Annotated in this window: 12 protein-coding genes; 10 read left to right on the top strand and 2 right to left on the bottom strand. The window is 49.7% G+C overall.

Annotated elements, in window-relative coordinates; all coding sequences use genetic code 11:
• Positions 1 to 38: 38 nt before the first annotated feature.
• Positions 39 to 4,145 (bottom strand): S-layer homology domain-containing protein, encoded by a 4,107-nt coding sequence (locus BMW84_RS02300; protein WP_175498644.1) that lies wholly within the window; start codon positions 4,143 to 4,145, stop codon positions 39 to 41.
• Between the two features lie 461 nt (positions 4,146 to 4,606).
• Here BMW84_RS02300 and BMW84_RS02295 point away from each other — a divergent pair, with 461 nt between their 5' ends.
• The 10 genes from BMW84_RS02295 to BMW84_RS02250 all read left to right on the top strand — a co-directional run bounded on the left by BMW84_RS02295 (position 4,607) and on the right by BMW84_RS02250 (position 15,934).
• Positions 4,607 to 5,686, top strand: a complete 1,080-nt coding sequence (locus tag BMW84_RS02295) for a hypothetical protein (RefSeq protein ID WP_091064004.1) — start codon at positions 4,607 to 4,609, stop codon at positions 5,684 to 5,686.
• Between the two features lie 168 nt (positions 5,687 to 5,854).
• On the top strand, positions 5,855 to 6,529 hold the full coding sequence (locus BMW84_RS02290; RefSeq protein WP_091064002.1) for a response regulator transcription factor: 675 nt from the start codon (positions 5,855 to 5,857) through the stop codon (positions 6,527 to 6,529).
• Positions 6,526 to 7,593, top strand: a complete 1,068-nt coding sequence (locus BMW84_RS02285; protein WP_217646112.1) for a sensor histidine kinase — start codon at positions 6,526 to 6,528, stop codon at positions 7,591 to 7,593. The genes BMW84_RS02290 and BMW84_RS02285 overlap by 4 nt, the downstream gene beginning before the upstream one ends.
• A 129-nt stretch (positions 7,594 to 7,722) precedes the next feature.
• Positions 7,723 to 9,474, top strand: coding sequence for an ABC transporter ATP-binding protein (locus BMW84_RS02280; RefSeq protein ID WP_091063999.1), 1,752 nt, complete (start codon positions 7,723 to 7,725; stop codon positions 9,472 to 9,474).
• Positions 9,474 to 11,237 (top strand): ABC transporter ATP-binding protein, encoded by a 1,764-nt coding sequence (locus BMW84_RS02275; RefSeq protein WP_091063997.1) that lies wholly within the window; start codon positions 9,474 to 9,476, stop codon positions 11,235 to 11,237. Before BMW84_RS02280 ends, BMW84_RS02275 begins: the two co-directional genes overlap by 1 nt.
• A gap of 148 nt (positions 11,238 to 11,385) precedes the next feature.
• On the top strand, positions 11,386 to 12,420 hold the full coding sequence (locus BMW84_RS02270) for an ArsR/SmtB family transcription factor (RefSeq protein WP_139209578.1): 1,035 nt from the start codon (positions 11,386 to 11,388) through the stop codon (positions 12,418 to 12,420).
• Positions 12,421 to 12,553: 133 nt separating this feature from the next.
• The gene (locus BMW84_RS02265) at positions 12,554 to 13,534 is read left to right on the top strand and encodes an ABC transporter ATP-binding protein (protein WP_091063992.1); all 981 of its coding nucleotides are present in this window, start codon (positions 12,554 to 12,556) and stop codon (positions 13,532 to 13,534) included.
• Positions 13,531 to 14,328 carry an ABC transporter permease gene (locus BMW84_RS02260; protein ID WP_139209577.1) on the top strand — a complete coding sequence of 266 codons (798 nt, stop codon included), beginning with the start codon at positions 13,531 to 13,533 and terminating at the stop codon, positions 14,326 to 14,328. The genes BMW84_RS02265 and BMW84_RS02260 overlap by 4 nt, the downstream gene beginning before the upstream one ends.
• Positions 14,329 to 15,123: an ABC transporter permease gene (locus BMW84_RS02255; RefSeq protein ID WP_091063987.1), complete on the top strand. Its 795-nt coding sequence runs from the start codon at positions 14,329 to 14,331 to the stop codon at positions 15,121 to 15,123. It abuts the gene before it with no gap.
• A gap of 133 nt (positions 15,124 to 15,256) precedes the next feature.
• Entirely contained in the window at positions 15,257 to 15,934 is a 678-nt protein-coding gene (locus BMW84_RS02250; RefSeq protein WP_091067961.1) for an NAD(P)H-dependent oxidoreductase, read from the top strand.
• Positions 15,935 to 15,993: 59 nt separating this feature from the next.
• Here BMW84_RS02250 and BMW84_RS02245 read toward each other — a convergent pair whose 3' ends face one another.
• Positions 15,994 to 16,986, bottom strand: coding sequence for a phosphotransferase (locus tag BMW84_RS02245; RefSeq protein WP_091063984.1), 993 nt, complete (start codon positions 16,984 to 16,986; stop codon positions 15,994 to 15,996).
• Positions 16,987 to 17,124 lie beyond the last annotated feature (138 nt).

The raw sequence follows: 17,124 nt of genomic DNA, 5'->3' as shown, positions 1-17,124 counted from the left end.
AGGCGATTTCGTGTTCGTCCGGCTGAATCGAAGAAGGGTTAGATCAAGTCGGATTTTTTCAATAATCTCTGCATAATCGCCGCAACCTCAGCCCGCGTAATATTGGCTTTGGGAGCAAGGCGGCTTGCGCTTCTGCCGGTAAAGATGCCGGCCTGCAAACTGTTTGTAACGCCATTCCGCGCCCAGTTCGCAACAATTCCGGCGTCCGAGAACAGCGTCAGCCGTTCATCGGCATTCGCTGTAGCAAGCTTCCCTTGAAGTCCGGTGATTTTCATCGCTTTGGCAATGATGACCATTGCTTGCTCTCTGGTAATGTTTTCTTTTGGATGGAAAGCTCCGTCCCCGAAGCCCTCGATCAGCTTGTACTCATAAGCCGTTTGCACCGCAGAATGATACCAGTCCGATGCGGCCACATCCGTGAATGCCGATGTGCCGGTTACTGGCTTCAACCCAAGTCCCCGCACAATGATGGCAGCAAACTCTGCACGTGTAATATTCGTATCCGGATTAAACATGCCGTTGCCCACGCCTTCAATCACCAGGCGGGAGCCCATGTCGTTCACGGCCGCCTTTGCCCAATGCTTGTCCACGTCCTTGAACTCCAGCGGATGCCAGACTACGGAATACAAACTATTGCTTAAACTATTGATCTGAGCATAGTATTTGCCGTCAATCACCGTTACTTTGGTCGGAACGTGGCGGACAACGCCGTCAGGGTCGACAACGACGCCGGTTGTAATCTTATTTGGATCCGCTTGATCCGGCAAAGCAATTAAACGCTCGACATAGGCATTAAACTTCGAAACATCTACCGTAGATCCTTGATAGGTCGCCTTGATCGTAAAATCCAGAGGCGGCGCGACCATGGTTAAGTTGCTTTGACCCAGTGCGTCTACTGCCGCTTGCGCTACCGGAGCCATTGGAGTCGCGATCCGAATTTGTATCTTGATGTCCTGAAGGGCAACCGTGGAGCCGATCTGCTTCGATATGGAATCGATATCCATTTGCTCTGCAGGCAGCGTATACGTGGCCTTGTCGGTTTTGATCTCCAGAATCGCCTGCTTATTCTCCATATTTTTGACCATTTGGCCGTTCAGTTCGCTGACGATCACATCCGATACCGCATGGACAGGGAAGGTAACCACTGCTCCGATACCCTCGGCATCCAATTTCTTGTCGACCTGCTCTTGGCTCACGGACAACGTTGTTACCTTCTGCGTGCCCTCAACAGAGGAAGCGACCTTGCCGGCTTTTACTTCGATGCCATTCACCAGTACCGCAACACTGTCATCTCCCGCGTTCCCCGTATCACCGGTTGCCGGACTGGTCGGGTTGGTCGGATTGGTCGGGTTGGTTGTGGTTTGAACTGCCCATTTTGCAAATAATGTAACGTTACCGGTCACCGTATCCGTGCCAAAGTTCCACGCTTCCGTTCCTGCGGCGTCCTTATACCAGCCCTGGAATGAATACCCGCTCTTGGTCGGCGGGGTTGGCGCCGCTATCGAGGTACCGCTCGCAATATTGCCGATATCGTTAACCGAACTACCGCCCTGCGAGTCGAATGCCACCGTATATTTCGGCAGAGCAGGCGTAACGGTTACCGCGGCCGCGTTGCTGGTTACGGTCTTGATCTTCGTACCGCTGACATTGTTGTTCGTGTTCTTGACAATGACGTAATAATAAGCGGTACCTGTTTGTGTAGCCGCCGGCACGGTGTAAGAAGGGCCTGTTGCGCCGCTGATCGGCGTACCTTCTTCGGTGTTATTTTTCGAGTTGCTGTACCATTGGTAGCTCAGCTTTCCGTCATCGCTTACGCTCGCCGATACACTTAGGGTTGGGCCGGGTTCACCGACGGTTACCGTTGTGCTTGCCGGCAGTGATCCAATGGATGGAATAGCCGCTGCCGTATTAACCACCACTGCCGCAATATCGCTTGTCTTCTCTGCCGTCTTGTTCCCGTTGGCAGCATCGTTTGTGTTTTTTACGATGACATAATAATATGTGGTGCCTGCTTTTGATGTCGGTGCCTTATAGGAACTTTCTGTTGCGCCGCTGATTAGAGTTCCTGTGTCGGTGCTGTTCGACGAATTGCTGTACCACTGGTAGCTCAGCATTCCGTGATCGATTACAGATGCCGTTACGCTTAAGGTCGGGCCTGTCTCATTGAGGTTTACCGTTCCGCCTGTCGGTTGATCTAAAATACTCGGAGTCGCCGCATCGACAGGAGTATTCTCCGTTACTATCAGTTTTTTAATGGTATGGTTAGCCGAATCGGCCACGAATACAGTGCCGCTGCTATCTACAGCCACACCATAAGGTGCTGATAGTAATCCCGTACCCGTGACATCCGTCCAGCTATCTCCAGTCAGCTTCCAGATTTTGTTCTGCTGGGTATCTGAAATGTATACATTCCCATCCTTGTCAACAGCTATACCATAGAGCGTATTGTACCCCGGCTGAAAACCACCATTGAAGGTAATATCCGTCCATTTCCCTCCAGACAACTTCATCACCTTTTGATATTGGGAGTCCGTTGCGTATAAGTTACCGCTGCTGTCCATGGCGATGCCACGGGGCCTCTTAACGGCATCCCCACTGATATCCGTCCAATCTGAGCCTGACCACTTTTTAATTTTATCGCTGAAGGTATCCGCTACATATACATTGCCGCTGGAGTCTACAGCAATACCTGCGGGGGTGTGAAATCCGCCGTTGCCGGTGATATCTGTCCAAACTCCATTGGACCATTTTTTGATTAAACTATTATAAGAATCCACCGCATACACATTCCCGTTGCTGTCCGCAGCTACTCCTATAGGATTGAAGAAGTTTCCACCTGTTATGTCCGACCAACCCTCTTGGGAGAATTTCTTAATTGCCTTATTCCAAGAATCCGCTACATACATATCACCGTTGCTGGCTATTTTTACATCAGATGGGTAGTAAAGGGCACCTGCACTACCGACGTCGGACCATGAATAGGATGGCCCCGCTCCAGTAACTGTCACCTTTACGACTCTACTGGAAATGGAAGCTCTTGGCTCGCCTGTGACATTAGGGTTCTGATTAGTCACAACAGCATAATAGTAAAATGTCCCGAGCGCATTCGTCGGTGCTTCAAATAAGTTTACCGAAGCCATTGGGATAGGTACGCCACCGCTGTTGCTTTCAACATCATTGACATACCATTGGTATTGCACAAAGCCTCCGTCACTCACTGTTGCCATTATTTTTAATTTGGGATTTGTATCTCCTTTGCTCACCACAGTAACTTTTTCCGGATCTAGTGTAATAACCGGCGCCTCCGCATTGGTAATCGTCAGTTTTTTAATTTTTTTGTTGCCCGTATCCGCAACATAGACGTAATCGCCGCTGTTCACCGCGATTGCAGCGTCTGAAAAAGATTCCATACCCGTTATATCGTATATTGCTCCATTCATGATCTCTAGGATACGAGTGCCCGCTGATGAAACAGCGGATATATAAAGATTGCCCCCGCTGGTCACGGATACATCATGAGGTTCACCCATTCCACCTGGAGTTATATCTGCCCAACTGCTGCCAACCAACTTTTTCAGCTTTTTATTCCCTGCATCGGCCACATATATATTTCCGTCCTTGTCCACGGCGATGCCTTTCGGGCTGGACAAGCCACCACTCCCCGTAATATCTGTCCAGGATTCTACTGACCATTTCTTAATCTTGTTTAGGCCGCTATCGCTTACATACACGTTTCCGGCTTCATCCACAGCGATGCCGTAGGGTACTTCGAATCCCCCGATATTGAGGTCTTTCCAAGTTCCGCCTTTAGGCAGCATTTTTATTTTGCCGTTCCCGGTATCGGTAACATAAAGGTTGCCCGCTTGATCAACTGCGATATCGGAGGGCTTATTGAATGTCTCTTCTCCTGTGATGTCTGTCCAGACGCCTCCAGACAGTTCTTTTATTTTGTTGTTGCTGGTATCCGCCACATAGACGTTTCCGGTACTGTCCACTGCGATGCCAGACGGACTGTTCAACGATACTTCTCCCGTAATATCCAGCCAACTCGCGTTTGCCGAGAAGACTTCTTTCCCCGGCACAACCAATGAGACAAATAAGACGATGAGGCAAATCGCCAGCGATCCTACCTTTTTACCTTTCATTCTTCTGCCTTCCTCTCTCATCTGCAATTTTCCTTATAATTCACGCAATTCTTCCACCTTTCGACAGAAGCGCCCATATAGGATTGTACTCAAATTTCCTTACAAAACGCTTACAAGCCTATGGTTCAATTCAGTTAGTCCTAGCCAATGTGAAAAAATAAATGGTCATTGCTTCCAAGTTTATTAATAAAATAAGCTGCCGAGATATTCTCAGCAGCCCAAAATATTTCACTAAATTACAATTTAACCATTTTTAGCGGATAAAGTGATGTCTCTGATACATCGTCCTACTATCATTTTTTCATCGCATATCGCTTAGTAAAATCACTCTATCTAATCTTCTTTTTAGTATCCGTCAGCAACATATTGAATCTTACGATACTGTACAACTCCTATGTCTGAAGCGAAACCAAATAATTTTTTCTCTCGTAATAAACTTATTATTAAAAGGAGGAGTTATTTTGCATAGGAGAAATAGTAACTCAAACGTTCAAGATGAATTATCTTTTGCTGAACGGACAGGCCGATTAGTTCTTGTAACCACCGTCATTGGAGTATTAGCAATTGGATATTATAAACTTTTAAAAATAGCAATTGATCTACTTTTTTCAAAGATATATTTAAAATTCCCATTTTCAACAGAGCATTTAATTGTAACCTGTATGCTAACAACTGGTCTATTAATTCTTATTAGAACAATCTATTATTGTTTTTGTGAATTTTCCGCTCTTGATTACTCAAACAAGGGTACTAAAAGGAAAGAAAATATTAAGAGAGCTGATGACAGCTATTCTATGCTTTTTAAATTTTCTTACTTATATGTTGGCCTCTCTATCTTCATTTCAGCTCTTTTTACTATTGCAACGGCAATTTACTTTCAAAATATAATAATAATTTCATTTTTCATTGTTCTTCTATCACCTTTTCTTTTGGGGTTATTCTCAAGAAATTTTCGGCAACAAATACATAAAGGGCTATTAATAATAAAAAAAAATTTGAAAGAAATATGGGCTTGGGGAGGAATCTCTATTATCATTTTGATGTTATTAGTTGTCACAATGGGCGGTATGCAGAAACTAAGCTTTCAAGTTAATTTCATCAATGATAAAAAATTGCCCATAAAAATACATTTTGAAAACAAAATACCAGATAATGTAACCTTAAGTTTTATCTCAACGAATGATAACGAAGAAAATGATATTCTTACAAAAGAAATAAAATTAACAGAAAAAGACTTTAATCGATCATTCATAGAAGCTACAGAAAAATCTATTAAAGAAACTAAAACTCATTCGATAATAAACTATTTGAACAAAGAAATGAAGAAAGGCTTTCAAGAAGCTTACCTTTCAAAAATTAGTCACTATGATTATAACTATGCTCTCAATGCATCTTCCTATCTAAAGCCGGGAAAAAACTATGTGGTTATCCAATTCCAAATAGAGTCATTAAACAATCGTTTCTATAAAATTGTCAATGAAATTGATGTTAGTGAAGCTGGAGCATTCTTAATTAACAAGGAAGATTTTGTATACAAATAAAGAAAATTATTTCTTCGAAACACTGAGAGATATATATTGAGTATTCAAATCAGTTGGTTCAAGCAATATAGGATAGAAACCTTTCCTCACCTTGCCTAACGCTCCCTTTGCTGGTTATGATAAGCTTAAAATCACTTATTTCATCACTAGCCCACTGGAGTGATCCCGATGATTCATATCTTAGTCGTGGAAGACGACCGGCATGCGAGACGGCTGCTGGAAGCTGTGCTGAAGCGCGAAGGATACCAGGTGTCCACCGCCGAAGACGGCGTCAAAGCCATGGACGTGCTCGAAGAACAGCATATCGACCTGATCATTCTGGATATTATGATGCCGAATATGGACGGGTACGAGTTTGCGAAGGAGCTGCGGGATGCCGGCAGCCAGATTCCCATTCTGATGGCGACGGCCAAACATTTGCCCGAGGACAAGAAGAAAGGCTTCCGGCTTGGCACCGACGATTACATGACCAAGCCGATCGATACCGAAGAGATGCTGCTCCGGATTCAGGCCCTGTTGCGCCGTTCGCAGATTGCCAGCGCCCGCAAGCTGGTTGTAGGACAGGTCGTTCTGGATTACGACGCTTTGACGGTGACACGCGGCGAGGAGAAACAGACCCTTCCGCAAAAAGAATTTTACCTGCTCTACAAACTGCTCTCCTATCCGGACCGCATCTTTACCCGCATCCAGCTGATGGATGAAATCTGGGGGATGCAAAGCGAAACCACGGATACGACGGTCAATGTGCATATCAACCGCCTGCGCAAAAGGTTCGAAGACTATCCCGAGTTCGAGCTGGTATCCGTCCGCGGCCTTGGATATAAGGCGGTGCGTCACCCATGAACAATAACCGGATGATGCGATGGATGAAGGCAAAGCTTACCTTGTCATTCGTTTTTTCGCTGATGGTTTTTATTATTTTTCTGATCACCGTGGTGATTACGGGCGTCCTGTTCTTTCTGGCGAATTTTTTCGGCCTGCTGGACGAGAATCTTACCCAGGGCGGCATTGTGCTGCCGATCATCGTTCTGATCGCCTGCATCATTATCGGGACCTTCATCTCCGGTTTTGCCAGCCGGCGGATGGTAAAGTCCGTCCGCGAATTTATCGAAGCGATCCGGAGGCTGGCGGGCGGCGACTTCTCCACGCGCCTGTATTTGAAGAATCCCCCCGAATACCGGATTCTGTCCGAGAATTTCAACCGGATGGCCGAAGAACTGGGCGGCATCGAGATTTTGCGCACCGACTTCGTGAACAATTTCTCGCATGAATTCAAAACCCCGATCGTTTCGATCAAAGGGTTTGCCGAAATCCTGAAATACGACGATCTCTCGAAGGAGGAACGGGACGAATACCTCGATATCGTCATTGAGGAATCCGCCCGGCTCGCCGCGCTGGCCTCCAATGTGCTGGAGCTGTCGAAGATCGAGACCCAGACGATCCTTACCGATAAGCAAAAGGTCAACGTCGGCGAACAAATCCGCCAGTGCGTGCTGCTGCTGACCCATAAGATGGAGCAAAAACAGTTATCGCTCGATCCGGAACTTCATGATTACTTCGCCTCCGGCAATAAGGAGCTGCTCAATCAGGTTTGGCTCAATCTTCTGGATAATGCGATCAAGTTCACGCCCGAGAATGGTACCATCTCCATCGAGATGAAGCGTACCGCGGAAGCCCTGCAAATCCTGTTCCGTGACAATGGAAAAGGAATCGACCCGGAGGCCGTCCCGCGAATCTTCGATAAATTTTATCAGGCCGATACCTCCCACTCGACGAAGGGCAACGGGCTTGGCCTGACCATTGTCCAACGGATCGTGAACCTGCACGGCGGAACGATTGTCTGCGAGAGCGAGAGGGGGCCCGCCGCGGGAACGACATTCATCGTCACCTTGCCCAGCGAAACCTAAATAAAAGCTTTGAAAAACCCGCGAGGTTTCTCAAAGCTTTTTTCTTTTTCAGAAAAAAATGATTTGTTTATGTTCAGTTTACGTTCCGGCGGTACCCTACTTACATCATCACACAAAGGAGTAAGACATATGGTCAAAATACTCAAATACTTGAACCCGAAGGAATGGGCTTTCTTCGGTCTCAGCGTGCTATTTATCGTAGCCCAGGTATGGCTGGATCTGGAATTGCCCGATTATATGAGCGAAATTACCCGGCTCGTTCAGACCCCGGGAAGCGAAATGAGCGAAATTATGACGACCGGCGTCTGGATGCTGCTCTGTGCACTCGGCAGCTTGGCCACCTCGATTGTAGTAGCGGGCATCGCCGCCCGGATCGCCTCCAACTTCTCGGCTCGGCTGCGTTCGAAGCTGTTCGATAAGGTGCAATCCTTCTCGATGGAGGAAATCAACAACTTCTCGACAGCCAGCCTGATTACCCGTTCGACCAATGACATTACGCAGGTGCAAATGCTGATCGTGATCGGATTGCAGCTGCTGGTCAAAGCTCCGATCCTGGCAGTATGGGCGCTGCTCAAAATTACCGGCAAGAGCTGGGAGTGGTCGCTGACGACCGGCATCGCCGTCGCTGTTCTGATTGTGATCGTCGGGATCTGCGTCGTGCTCGTGCTGCCGAAGTTCCAGAAGCTGCAGCAGCTTACGGATAACTTGAACCGGGTGTCCCGGGAGAATCTGACCGGCCTGCGCGTCATCCGTGCCTACAATGCGGAAGGCTATCAGGAGGACAAATTCAGCGAAGCGAACAACACGCTGACACGGACGAATCTTTTTGCCAACAACGTATTGGCCGTGCTGATGCCAAGCATCACGATGATAATGAGCGGACTCAGTTTGGCGATTTACTGGGTAGGCGCGTCGCTGATTCAGGCTGCGGATGCGAGCGCCAAAATGGGCGTTTTCTCGGACATGATCGTCTTCTCTTCTTATGCCATTCAAGTGGTCATGGCCTTCATGATGCTGATTATGATCTTTATTCTGATGCCGCGTGCCCATGTCTCCGCCAAACGGATCAACGAAGTGCTGGATACGCAGCCAAGCCTGACGAACGGATCGCTGACCGTGACTTCTTCCAAGCGGACCGGCGAGGTGGAATTCCGCAATGTCAGCTTCAAATATCCCGATGCGGATGATTATGTGATCAAGGACGTCAGCTTCACGGCGAAAAAAGGCGAAACCGTCGCTTTCATCGGCTCAACCGGCTGCGGCAAGAGCACCGTCGTGAACCTGATTCCACGCTTCTACGACGCCACCGAAGGCGAAGTGCTTGTTGACGGCGTCAACGTCAATCAGTATGAACAAAGCGCGCTGCGCAATAAGATGGGGTATGTCTCCCAGAAAGCGATTTTGTTCGGCGGAACGGTCACTTCCAACATCGCCTTTGGCGACAACGGCAGCAATATGTCTGCGGAAGTAGTCGATGCGGTGTATACGTCCCAGGCTTCGGATTTCGTGGAAAAAATGGAAGGCAGCTACGACGCGCATATCGCGCAGGGCGGCTCCAATCTGTCGGGCGGCCAGAAACAGCGGTTGTCGATTGCCCGGGCCATTGCCCGCCGTCCGGAAATTCTGATCTTCGACGACTCCTTCTCCGCGCTGGATTACAAGACCGACCGCAAACTGCGCAGCGAGCTGAAAAAGGGTGCCCGCGGAACAACCATGCTCATCGTCGCCCAGCGGATCGGCACCATCAAGGATGCGGACAAAATCATCGTCCTGGAAGACGGGCGCATTGCCGGCATGGGTACGCATGAGGAATTGATGGATAACTGCAGCGTGTATCAGGAGATTGCTTATTCGCAGCTGTCCAAGGAGGAATTGGCCTAATGAGCGAAAAAAAGAACAAACAACCCGGCACCTGGAGCAAGCTGCTCCGCTATTGCCGTAATCATATCCCTGTCGTCCTAATTGCCGTGCTCAGTGCGGCTGCCGGAACGGTGTTAACCCTGCTCGGACCCGATCAGCTTTCGAAGATGACCGACGAGATCACCAAGGGACTTGCGAACGGCATCGATTTGGACGCGATTGCTTCCATCGGATTTTTTCTGGTCATTATCTATAGCATCAGCGCCGTATTGTCCCTATTGCAAGGTTTGATCATGTCGTCCGTCACGCAAAAGGTCTCCAAACGCTTACGGGGCGACCTGTCGCATAAAATGAACCGGCTGCCGATTTCTTATTACAACAACTCCACGACCGGAGACATCCTCTCCCGGGTAACCAACGATGTGGATACGATCGGGCAAGCCATGAACCAAAGCGTCGGCACGCTGGTTACCGCCGTCTCGCTGTTTGTCGGCTCCATCGTGATGATGCTGAAGACGAACTGGATCATGACCCTTACGGCGGTCGTCGCGACGTTTATCGGTTTTGGCCTGATGACGGTAATTATGAAGAAGTCGCAGAAATATTTTCAAAGCCAGCAAGAATATCTGGGCAAAATCAACGGTCATGTAGAAGAAGTCTATACCGGCCATACCGTGGTCAAAGCGTATAATGCCGAGGCGCAAATGCGCGGTGCTTTTGAAGACTTGAACCGTAATCTGAAAAACAGTGCCTTCAAAGCGCAGTTCCTCTCCGGCATGATGATGCCGCTCATGATGTTCATCGGTAATTTGGGCTTCGTGGCCGTCTGCGTGGTAGGTGCCATGCTGGCAACGAACGGGCATATCTCCTTCGGGGTCATCGTCGCCTTTATGATGTACGTCCGCTTCTTCACTCAGCCGCTCTCGCAGATCGCCCAGGCGGCACAAAGCCTGCAGTCCGCTTCGGCGGCCGGCAAACGGGTCTTTGAATTTCTGGAAGCCGAGGAAATGGACGATGAGAGTCAAAAGACCGTGCGGCTGGAAGCTGCAACCGGCAAAGTGAAGTTTGAGCATGTGCAGTTTGCTTACGAAGGCACGGAGAACCTGGTTATTAAAGATTTCTCCACCGAAGTTCAGCCGGGGCAAAAGATCGCCATCGTCGGCCCGACCGGCGCCGGCAAAACGACGCTCGTCAATCTGCTCATCCGCTTCAACGAACTGACCGGCGGGGAGATTTACATCGACGAAACGCCGATCAGCAGCCTGACCCGCGAGAACATCCACGACCAGTTCTGCATGGTGCTTCAGGACACCTGGCTGTTCGAAGGAACGATCCGCGAGAACCTGATCTACAACCAGAAAGGCATCACCGACCGCGAAATTCAGGAAGCCTGCAAATCGGTCGGCCTGCATCATTTCATTCAGACGCTGAGCGCCGGCTACGATACGGTGCTGAACGATAAGGTCAATCTGTCCGCCGGGCAAAAGCAGCAGCTGACCATCGCCCGCGCCATGCTCAAGAACGCGCCGATGCTCATTCTCGACGAAGCGACCAGCTCAGTCGATACCCGCACAGAGCTGCTGATCCAGCAGGCCATGGACCGGCTGATGGAAGGCCGGACCTCGTTCGTCATCGCCCACCGGCTTTCGACGATCAAAAATGCCGATGTCATCCTCGTGCTGAAGGACGGCGATATTCTGGAGAGCGGCAGCCACACCGAGCTACTGGCCCGGAACGGCTTCTACGCCGAGCTGTACAACAGCCAGTTCGAGCAGGCTTCGTAAGCCGAGTCGGACGAGTGTAAAAGAAATGGACCCGATTCTCCGCGCCGGTGTGGCGCGGGGATCGGGTCCTTTTTTCAATGAAGCTGGTGTCATTTGACAAACAACGCTTCTTCTCTTATGTTGAAATGAGAGTAAAGGAGGGTGCCCAGTGGCGCTAGAACAGAGTGAAAATACAACTGCTCCGGCAGCTATACATACAAGCTCTTCTGTGGCGGAAGCCATCGCATTGTTGTCCGGCTATGCTTCGTCAGATCGGCAGTCCTATACACAACATGAGCACGAGCTTCTGCAGCAATCGTTATCCGCCGAGGCTGTTGCTTTTCTTGAAGACTGGCGAATGCGCAGCCGGTGGGATTTTATCTACCTGTATGAGTTATTTATTCCTTTCCCCTATTTCAACGATATCACGTTATTTCTGAAAGGAATTTCCAGTCTATCCGATGAGTCGTATCTCTACTATCTCTTCGGCGGGGAATTGACGCGGGGACAGATTTCGCAAGCTTTGCTCCACCCTGGGGCCAGTGCCGATTTTGGGCAAAATGCAACCTCCATGTTTGGCGATAAGCCGGAGTTTATGCAGGCCATGTTCGCTGAAATCCAATCGATTCGCATTTCGATCGATCGTGTGCTGAGGGAGATTGCCTCCCTGGAGGTATTGCAGGAACAGCTGCAAACCAAACAAAGTTTTTCTGATGCGGCCATTCAAACCTCGCAGGCTTTTGGGCTTGAGCCGCTGCCGCTTGCGCAAAAGCTGATGGGAAAAACGTTCCGCAGGGTCAGCGATTATCAGGCCTTTTACTTTATTCCGTCCTATTATCTGACCGTCGCCCGTATCCGGGTATTCGATGACAACACTTGCATCGTTGTCTATAACTGCCATAACCCCCGGTTAAATGTGCTGGAGCAAAGCCAGGAGCTGGAGAAGCAGTTGAAAGCAATTTCGGACCGCAACCGCCTCCAGATTCTGCGAATGCTTCGGCAACGCAAGGAATACGGAGCCAGGCTGGCGAATGCGCTGGATTTAACTACAGCGACGATCTCGCACCATCTGGAAATTCTGAAACAGGCTGGCCTGATCCGCGAAGAAAAGGTCGGCAATATCAAATATTTCGAGCTTGACCAGGCCAAGTTCAGCAAGCTGCTGCAGGATATGGGCGAGTTTATCCAGTTGGAAGAGAATTAATCGTAAACGATCGCCGGTACATCCGGTGATCGTTTTTATATTCCCTGGAAAAAATATGCTTGCAAATATTAGAAATGGGATGCTATTTTAATATTAGATATTTATCTTATATTAATAAGGTGGTTGTCTTATTATGAACACTGAAATTATTCAGGTACGCGATTTGAAACGGACCTATCAGACCGACGAAGGGATGTTCCGGCGAAAGAAAAAGACGGTTGAAGCGCTGCAGGGCATCAGTTTTTCCGTACAAGAAGGGGAAATTTTCGGACTGCTGGGTCCAAACGGCGCCGGAAAAACGACAACGATCAAGATCCTCACCACAATGCTTACGCCTACATCCGGCGAAGTGCGGATCCTCGGACTTGATCCTGTGACGGAGTTCAAGAAGCTGCGCATGCAGATCAACCTGATTTTGGGCGGCGAACGCAATTTGTACTGGCGGTTATCGGCTCACGATAATCTGGCGTATTTTGCGGACTTATATAAAGTCCCCCGCCATGTGCAGAAGACCCGGATTCCGGAATTACTGGCATTGGTCGGCTTGACCGAAGTCGCCCACCGCAGAGTGGAGACCTTCTCCAAAGGCATGAAGCAAAAGCTGCAAATCGCCCGCGGTTTGATTAACGAGCCGAGAATTCTGTTCCTGGATGAGCCGACGATCGGGCTGGATCCAGTAAGCGCGAGGCAGCTGCGGGATATTTTGCATGAGCTAAAACGGCAAGGGACGACCATCCTGCTCACGACCCATTATATGCCGGAGGCGGATGAGCTCTGTGACCGGATCGCTTTTATCAATAAGGGGCTGATCACGATCCTGGACACGCCCGGGGCGCTGAAGAAGAGAATCGATCAGATCTCGGTAGTCGCCTGCAGCATCACGGGGATTACGGGGGAAGAACTAAAGCAAATAGCGGCGCATCCGTCAATCGTTCATCTGCAGGTTGAACAGCCAGATCCGCTGCAGCTCTTGCGCATTCAGACCCGCTCCCCGCAAGAGCTTGTCATGGAGTTGTATCGGATCGCCGGCACGTTACGGTTAACGAATCTGTCGATCGCAACGCCTACACTAGAGGATGTCTATATTCAAATGATCGGCGGGGATGCCTCTTGAGGTCCATATGTAAAGCGGATTTGATCTCATTAGTACATACCGTTATGGTACATATGAAGCTTTCGCTCGCCCGTCCGATGTTCCAGTTTATTATCTTCCTGATGCCTTTCCTTTTCTCAACGATCGCGATTTTCATCTATGGAAATTCCTCTCCGGAGCAAATGTTCCAGTATGTTGTGCTGGGCTCCGGGTTTGTAACCTTGTGGTCCTCCATCGTGTTCTCATCGGCCAGCGACGTCAACCGGGAGAAGTATTACGGAACCCTGGAGCTGCTGTTTGCGGCGCCCGTCCCTTTTGCGCTGACGCTCGCCGGCAAAATTGCGGCCAACACGATATGGGGATTTTTATCGATGCTCATCTCTTACCTCTATTTAATCGTCGTTTACCGCGTCCCGCTGATCATCGAGCACCCGGTGCATTTTATTTTTGCTTATCTGTTTGTCCTCTGCTCGCTGTCGGTGTTCTCCTTCTTTCTGGCCATGTCTTTTACGTTATCCCGCAAGGTTTTTGCACTTATGAACATGCTGGAATATCCGGTTTATTTGTTATGCGGGTTTATGTTCCCGGTATCGCTGCTGCCCATTTGGGTGAAGCCGTTATCCTGGGTGCTGCCGCCTACCTGGGCGATCGGGCTGCTTCGAATCATAAGCCGGAAGGAAGTGCATTCGCATGAGCTTGTTACGGCTTGGGGAGCGCTGCTGCTGTTAACGGTATTTTATCTCGTCATTTCTTTTGCATACTATCGTCTGGTAGAAAAAAGAGCCCGGGTTCTCGGGAATTTGGGAGTGTTCTAAATGGAATCGATGGCCCGCTTTTTCCGTCATGCGCACCTGTCGTTCAGTGCCTTGTTTGGCTGGCTCAACCCCAGTGTCTATTTGATGGTGATGGTGATTAACCCGTTCAGCCAACTGCTTTTCTTCGCCGTGTTGGCCAAATATGCTTATCATGGAAGCAATCTCGCAAGTTATGTCGCTTCAAACGCCCTGCTGCTGTGTGTGCTAAACTCCGTTTTCGGCATGATGACCGTAATCAACGACGACCGAAAAATGGGCACGCTGCAATTGGTAGTGGTCAGTCCGGCCAACAAAGTGGCCGTTTTCTTCGCCAGGTCCCTACTTCAAATTGCCAGCGGTTTGTTCACGGCTGTGCTTGGACTCCTGTTTGGAATGCTGGTATTTGGACTAAGCTTCACGGGAGAGCAGCTGGTCTGGCTGGGCTTCGTGTGGGCCGTATCCATTTTTGCGGCATGCGGGCTCGGGTTTGTGATCTCTAGTTTTGCGCTGTGGTCGCCCTCCATGCACATTTGGACCAATCTGCTGGCTACGCTGCTGCTCTTGTTCAGTGGAGCCAATTACTCGCGTACCCATATGCCGGGCTGGGTGCGCGGATTGTCTGAAGTGTTCCCGCTCACCCGTGGCGTCGAAGCGACGAAAGCGCTGATTCGGGCCGGTTCAAGCGATTTTGCTAGCATCTCCGTCCGAATGGCGGAAGAGTTTCTGCTTGGCCTCGGCTTCTATCTTCTGGGACTGCTGCTGTTCTATTATGCGGAGCACCTGGCAAGAGTGAAGGGCTCCATGGAGATGGAGTAGGCTTTTACCGATAGCGGATGTTCAGGTACGGTATAACTCATGTGACTAACGCACAAAAATGTGCGTACTTCCATTTTCCGGAATCCTCCCTATAATCAAAGATAAATCTACAGATAAGGATGGGATAGGAATGATGGAGACTACAGAGAAACAAACGGTGAGAGAACAAATTTTGAATGCTTTTGCGTTCCGGCATGCCACCAAGGAATTCGATCCGGCGAAAAAGATCAGCGAAGCCGATTTCAGCTTCATTCTGGAGACCGGGCGGCTGTCGCCAAGCTCCTTCGGTTTTGAACCTTGGAAGTTTGTCGTTGTACAGAGCCAGGACGTGCGCCAGAAGCTGCTTCCCGTGGCCTGGGGTGCCCAAAAACAGCTTCCGACGGCAAGCCATTTCGTTATCCTGCTGTCCCGTACCAAAGAAGGGCTGACCGCCGATTCGGCGCATATCCAGCATATGATGCGGGATATCCAGCAGCTGCCTGAAGAAAACGCAAAGGGCAAGGGAAACACGTACCACCATTTCCTCGCGGACGATTTCAAGCTGCTCGATAATGACCGGGCGGTATTTGAATGGGGCGCCCGTCAAACCTACATTGCGCTGGGCAATATGATGACGGCCGCCGCGCAGATCGGCGTCGATTCCTGCCCGATGGAAGGCTTCGACAAAGACGCGGTGGAGAAGATTCTGCGGGAAGAAGGCGTGCTGCAAGGCGGATTCGGAGTGGCTTGCATGGTCGCTTTCGGTTACCGCGTCAGAGAGCCTCGTGCCAAAACAAGACAGCCGATCGAAGCGGTGACGTCCTGGGTTTAAGCATATAGGTAAATTAAAGGGCCATCCCGGTTGGGATGGCCCTTTTGCTGATTCCATTTTTATTCATGAGCTGGTTCTACAAGCATCCGCAGAGCACGCCTCGAATTATATTCAAGGATGTCCTTAATGGCTTCCGCATCGGGATAACCCCTTTGCAGCAGGCGGTGCGCGCCTGCACTGTACGAGATATGATGGTACAGCTTATAAAAAGCCATCCGAACGGGATCGAGCCGGCCATTCTTGAAGTAGGGGCCGTAATTGTCGAAGCGGAATTCCATAAAGCTGTGCTCATATTCGGCATCGAAGAACAAGGCTCCCTCAATATCGATCAGCCACGGGCGCAGCCGTTCGTCCACCAGCACATGATTCGGTCCCAGCTCTGCATGAATGAAGCTGTAGGATGATCTAGGTACAATTTTTGAAGCGTAGTCTTTCAAAATATGCACAAAACCCTGCCGATGATTGCGAAATTCAGTTCGGTATGCGGACAAATACTCCAGCTGGCGGCAGGCATGGGTCAGCATGGGCCAATGGCATCCGGTAGCGGGACGTGACGGCGGTTCATCCAGAGGCCCCCATTCTGCGCATGTTTGCTCGTGCATCCGGGTCAGCATCTCCGCCAGCGGCCCGAATACTTGATCTTGAATGCCGGGATCGGCCTGAAAGAAGTCCGAAGCCTCCTTGCCGTCGATGTACTCCACGAAAGCAAAATCCGCTTCTTCAGGGCGGCTCCCCGCTTCAAAATGATACAGCTCCGGCGTGCCCACCTGAAGCTTCCTCAAATACGCATTAACCGTTTGAAACTTCTTCCCCCCATACCCGGATATCGGCCCCGGCGCCTCCTCTTGCTCCAGCTCTTCCCGAAAATAGTTCAGCCGCATATCCCATACGTACAGCATAAAACGAAAGCCGTTTGAACAACGAATCTGATACACGAGCTTCTGTGCTCCGCCGCTCACGGCTTTGGCTTCCTCCGGATGATACCCTTGCCCGAATACCCGTTCCGTCCAGTCTTCAAGTCTTCCCTCCAATAAATGACGCCAATCTTCCATATTCCGCTCCCCCTAAGTTCAATTTCTTGCATGAACAATATAGGGCATTTGGAAAATAAAGTATAGACTGTTTCTTGGCGATTTGGTATGATGTTGAATAAGGTGTTTGTAAAAATGATCATACAAAAGGAGCTGTCT

The organism is Paenibacillus sp. NFR01, assembly GCF_900111565.1.
Taxonomy (GTDB): Bacteria; Bacillota; Bacilli; order Paenibacillales; family Paenibacillaceae; genus Paenibacillus_AQ.
This window is presented reverse-complemented; position numbering and strand designations above follow the sequence as displayed.

Excerpts from the sequence above, each read along its gene's own strand:
- BMW84_RS02300 (WP_175498644.1), bottom strand. The coding sequence starts at position 4,145 with ATGAAAGGTAAAAAGGTAGGATCGCTGGCGATTTGCCTCATCGTCTTA.
- BMW84_RS02290 (WP_091064002.1), top strand. The coding sequence starts at position 5,855 with ATGATTCATATCTTAGTCGTGGAAGACGACCGGCATGCGAGACGGCTG.
- BMW84_RS02285 (WP_217646112.1), top strand. The coding sequence starts at position 6,526 with ATGAACAATAACCGGATGATGCGATGGATGAAGGCAAAGCTTACCTTG.
- BMW84_RS02280 (WP_091063999.1), top strand. The coding sequence starts at position 7,723 with ATGGTCAAAATACTCAAATACTTGAACCCGAAGGAATGGGCTTTCTTC.
- BMW84_RS02275 (WP_091063997.1), top strand. The coding sequence starts at position 9,474 with ATGAGCGAAAAAAAGAACAAACAACCCGGCACCTGGAGCAAGCTGCTC.
- BMW84_RS02265 (WP_091063992.1), top strand. The coding sequence starts at position 12,554 with ATGAACACTGAAATTATTCAGGTACGCGATTTGAAACGGACCTATCAG.
- BMW84_RS02255 (WP_091063987.1), top strand. The coding sequence starts at position 14,329 with ATGGAATCGATGGCCCGCTTTTTCCGTCATGCGCACCTGTCGTTCAGT.
- BMW84_RS02250 (WP_091067961.1), top strand. The coding sequence starts at position 15,257 with ATGGAGACTACAGAGAAACAAACGGTGAGAGAACAAATTTTGAATGCT.
- BMW84_RS02245 (WP_091063984.1), bottom strand. The coding sequence starts at position 16,986 with ATGGAAGATTGGCGTCATTTATTGGAGGGAAGACTTGAAGACTGGACG.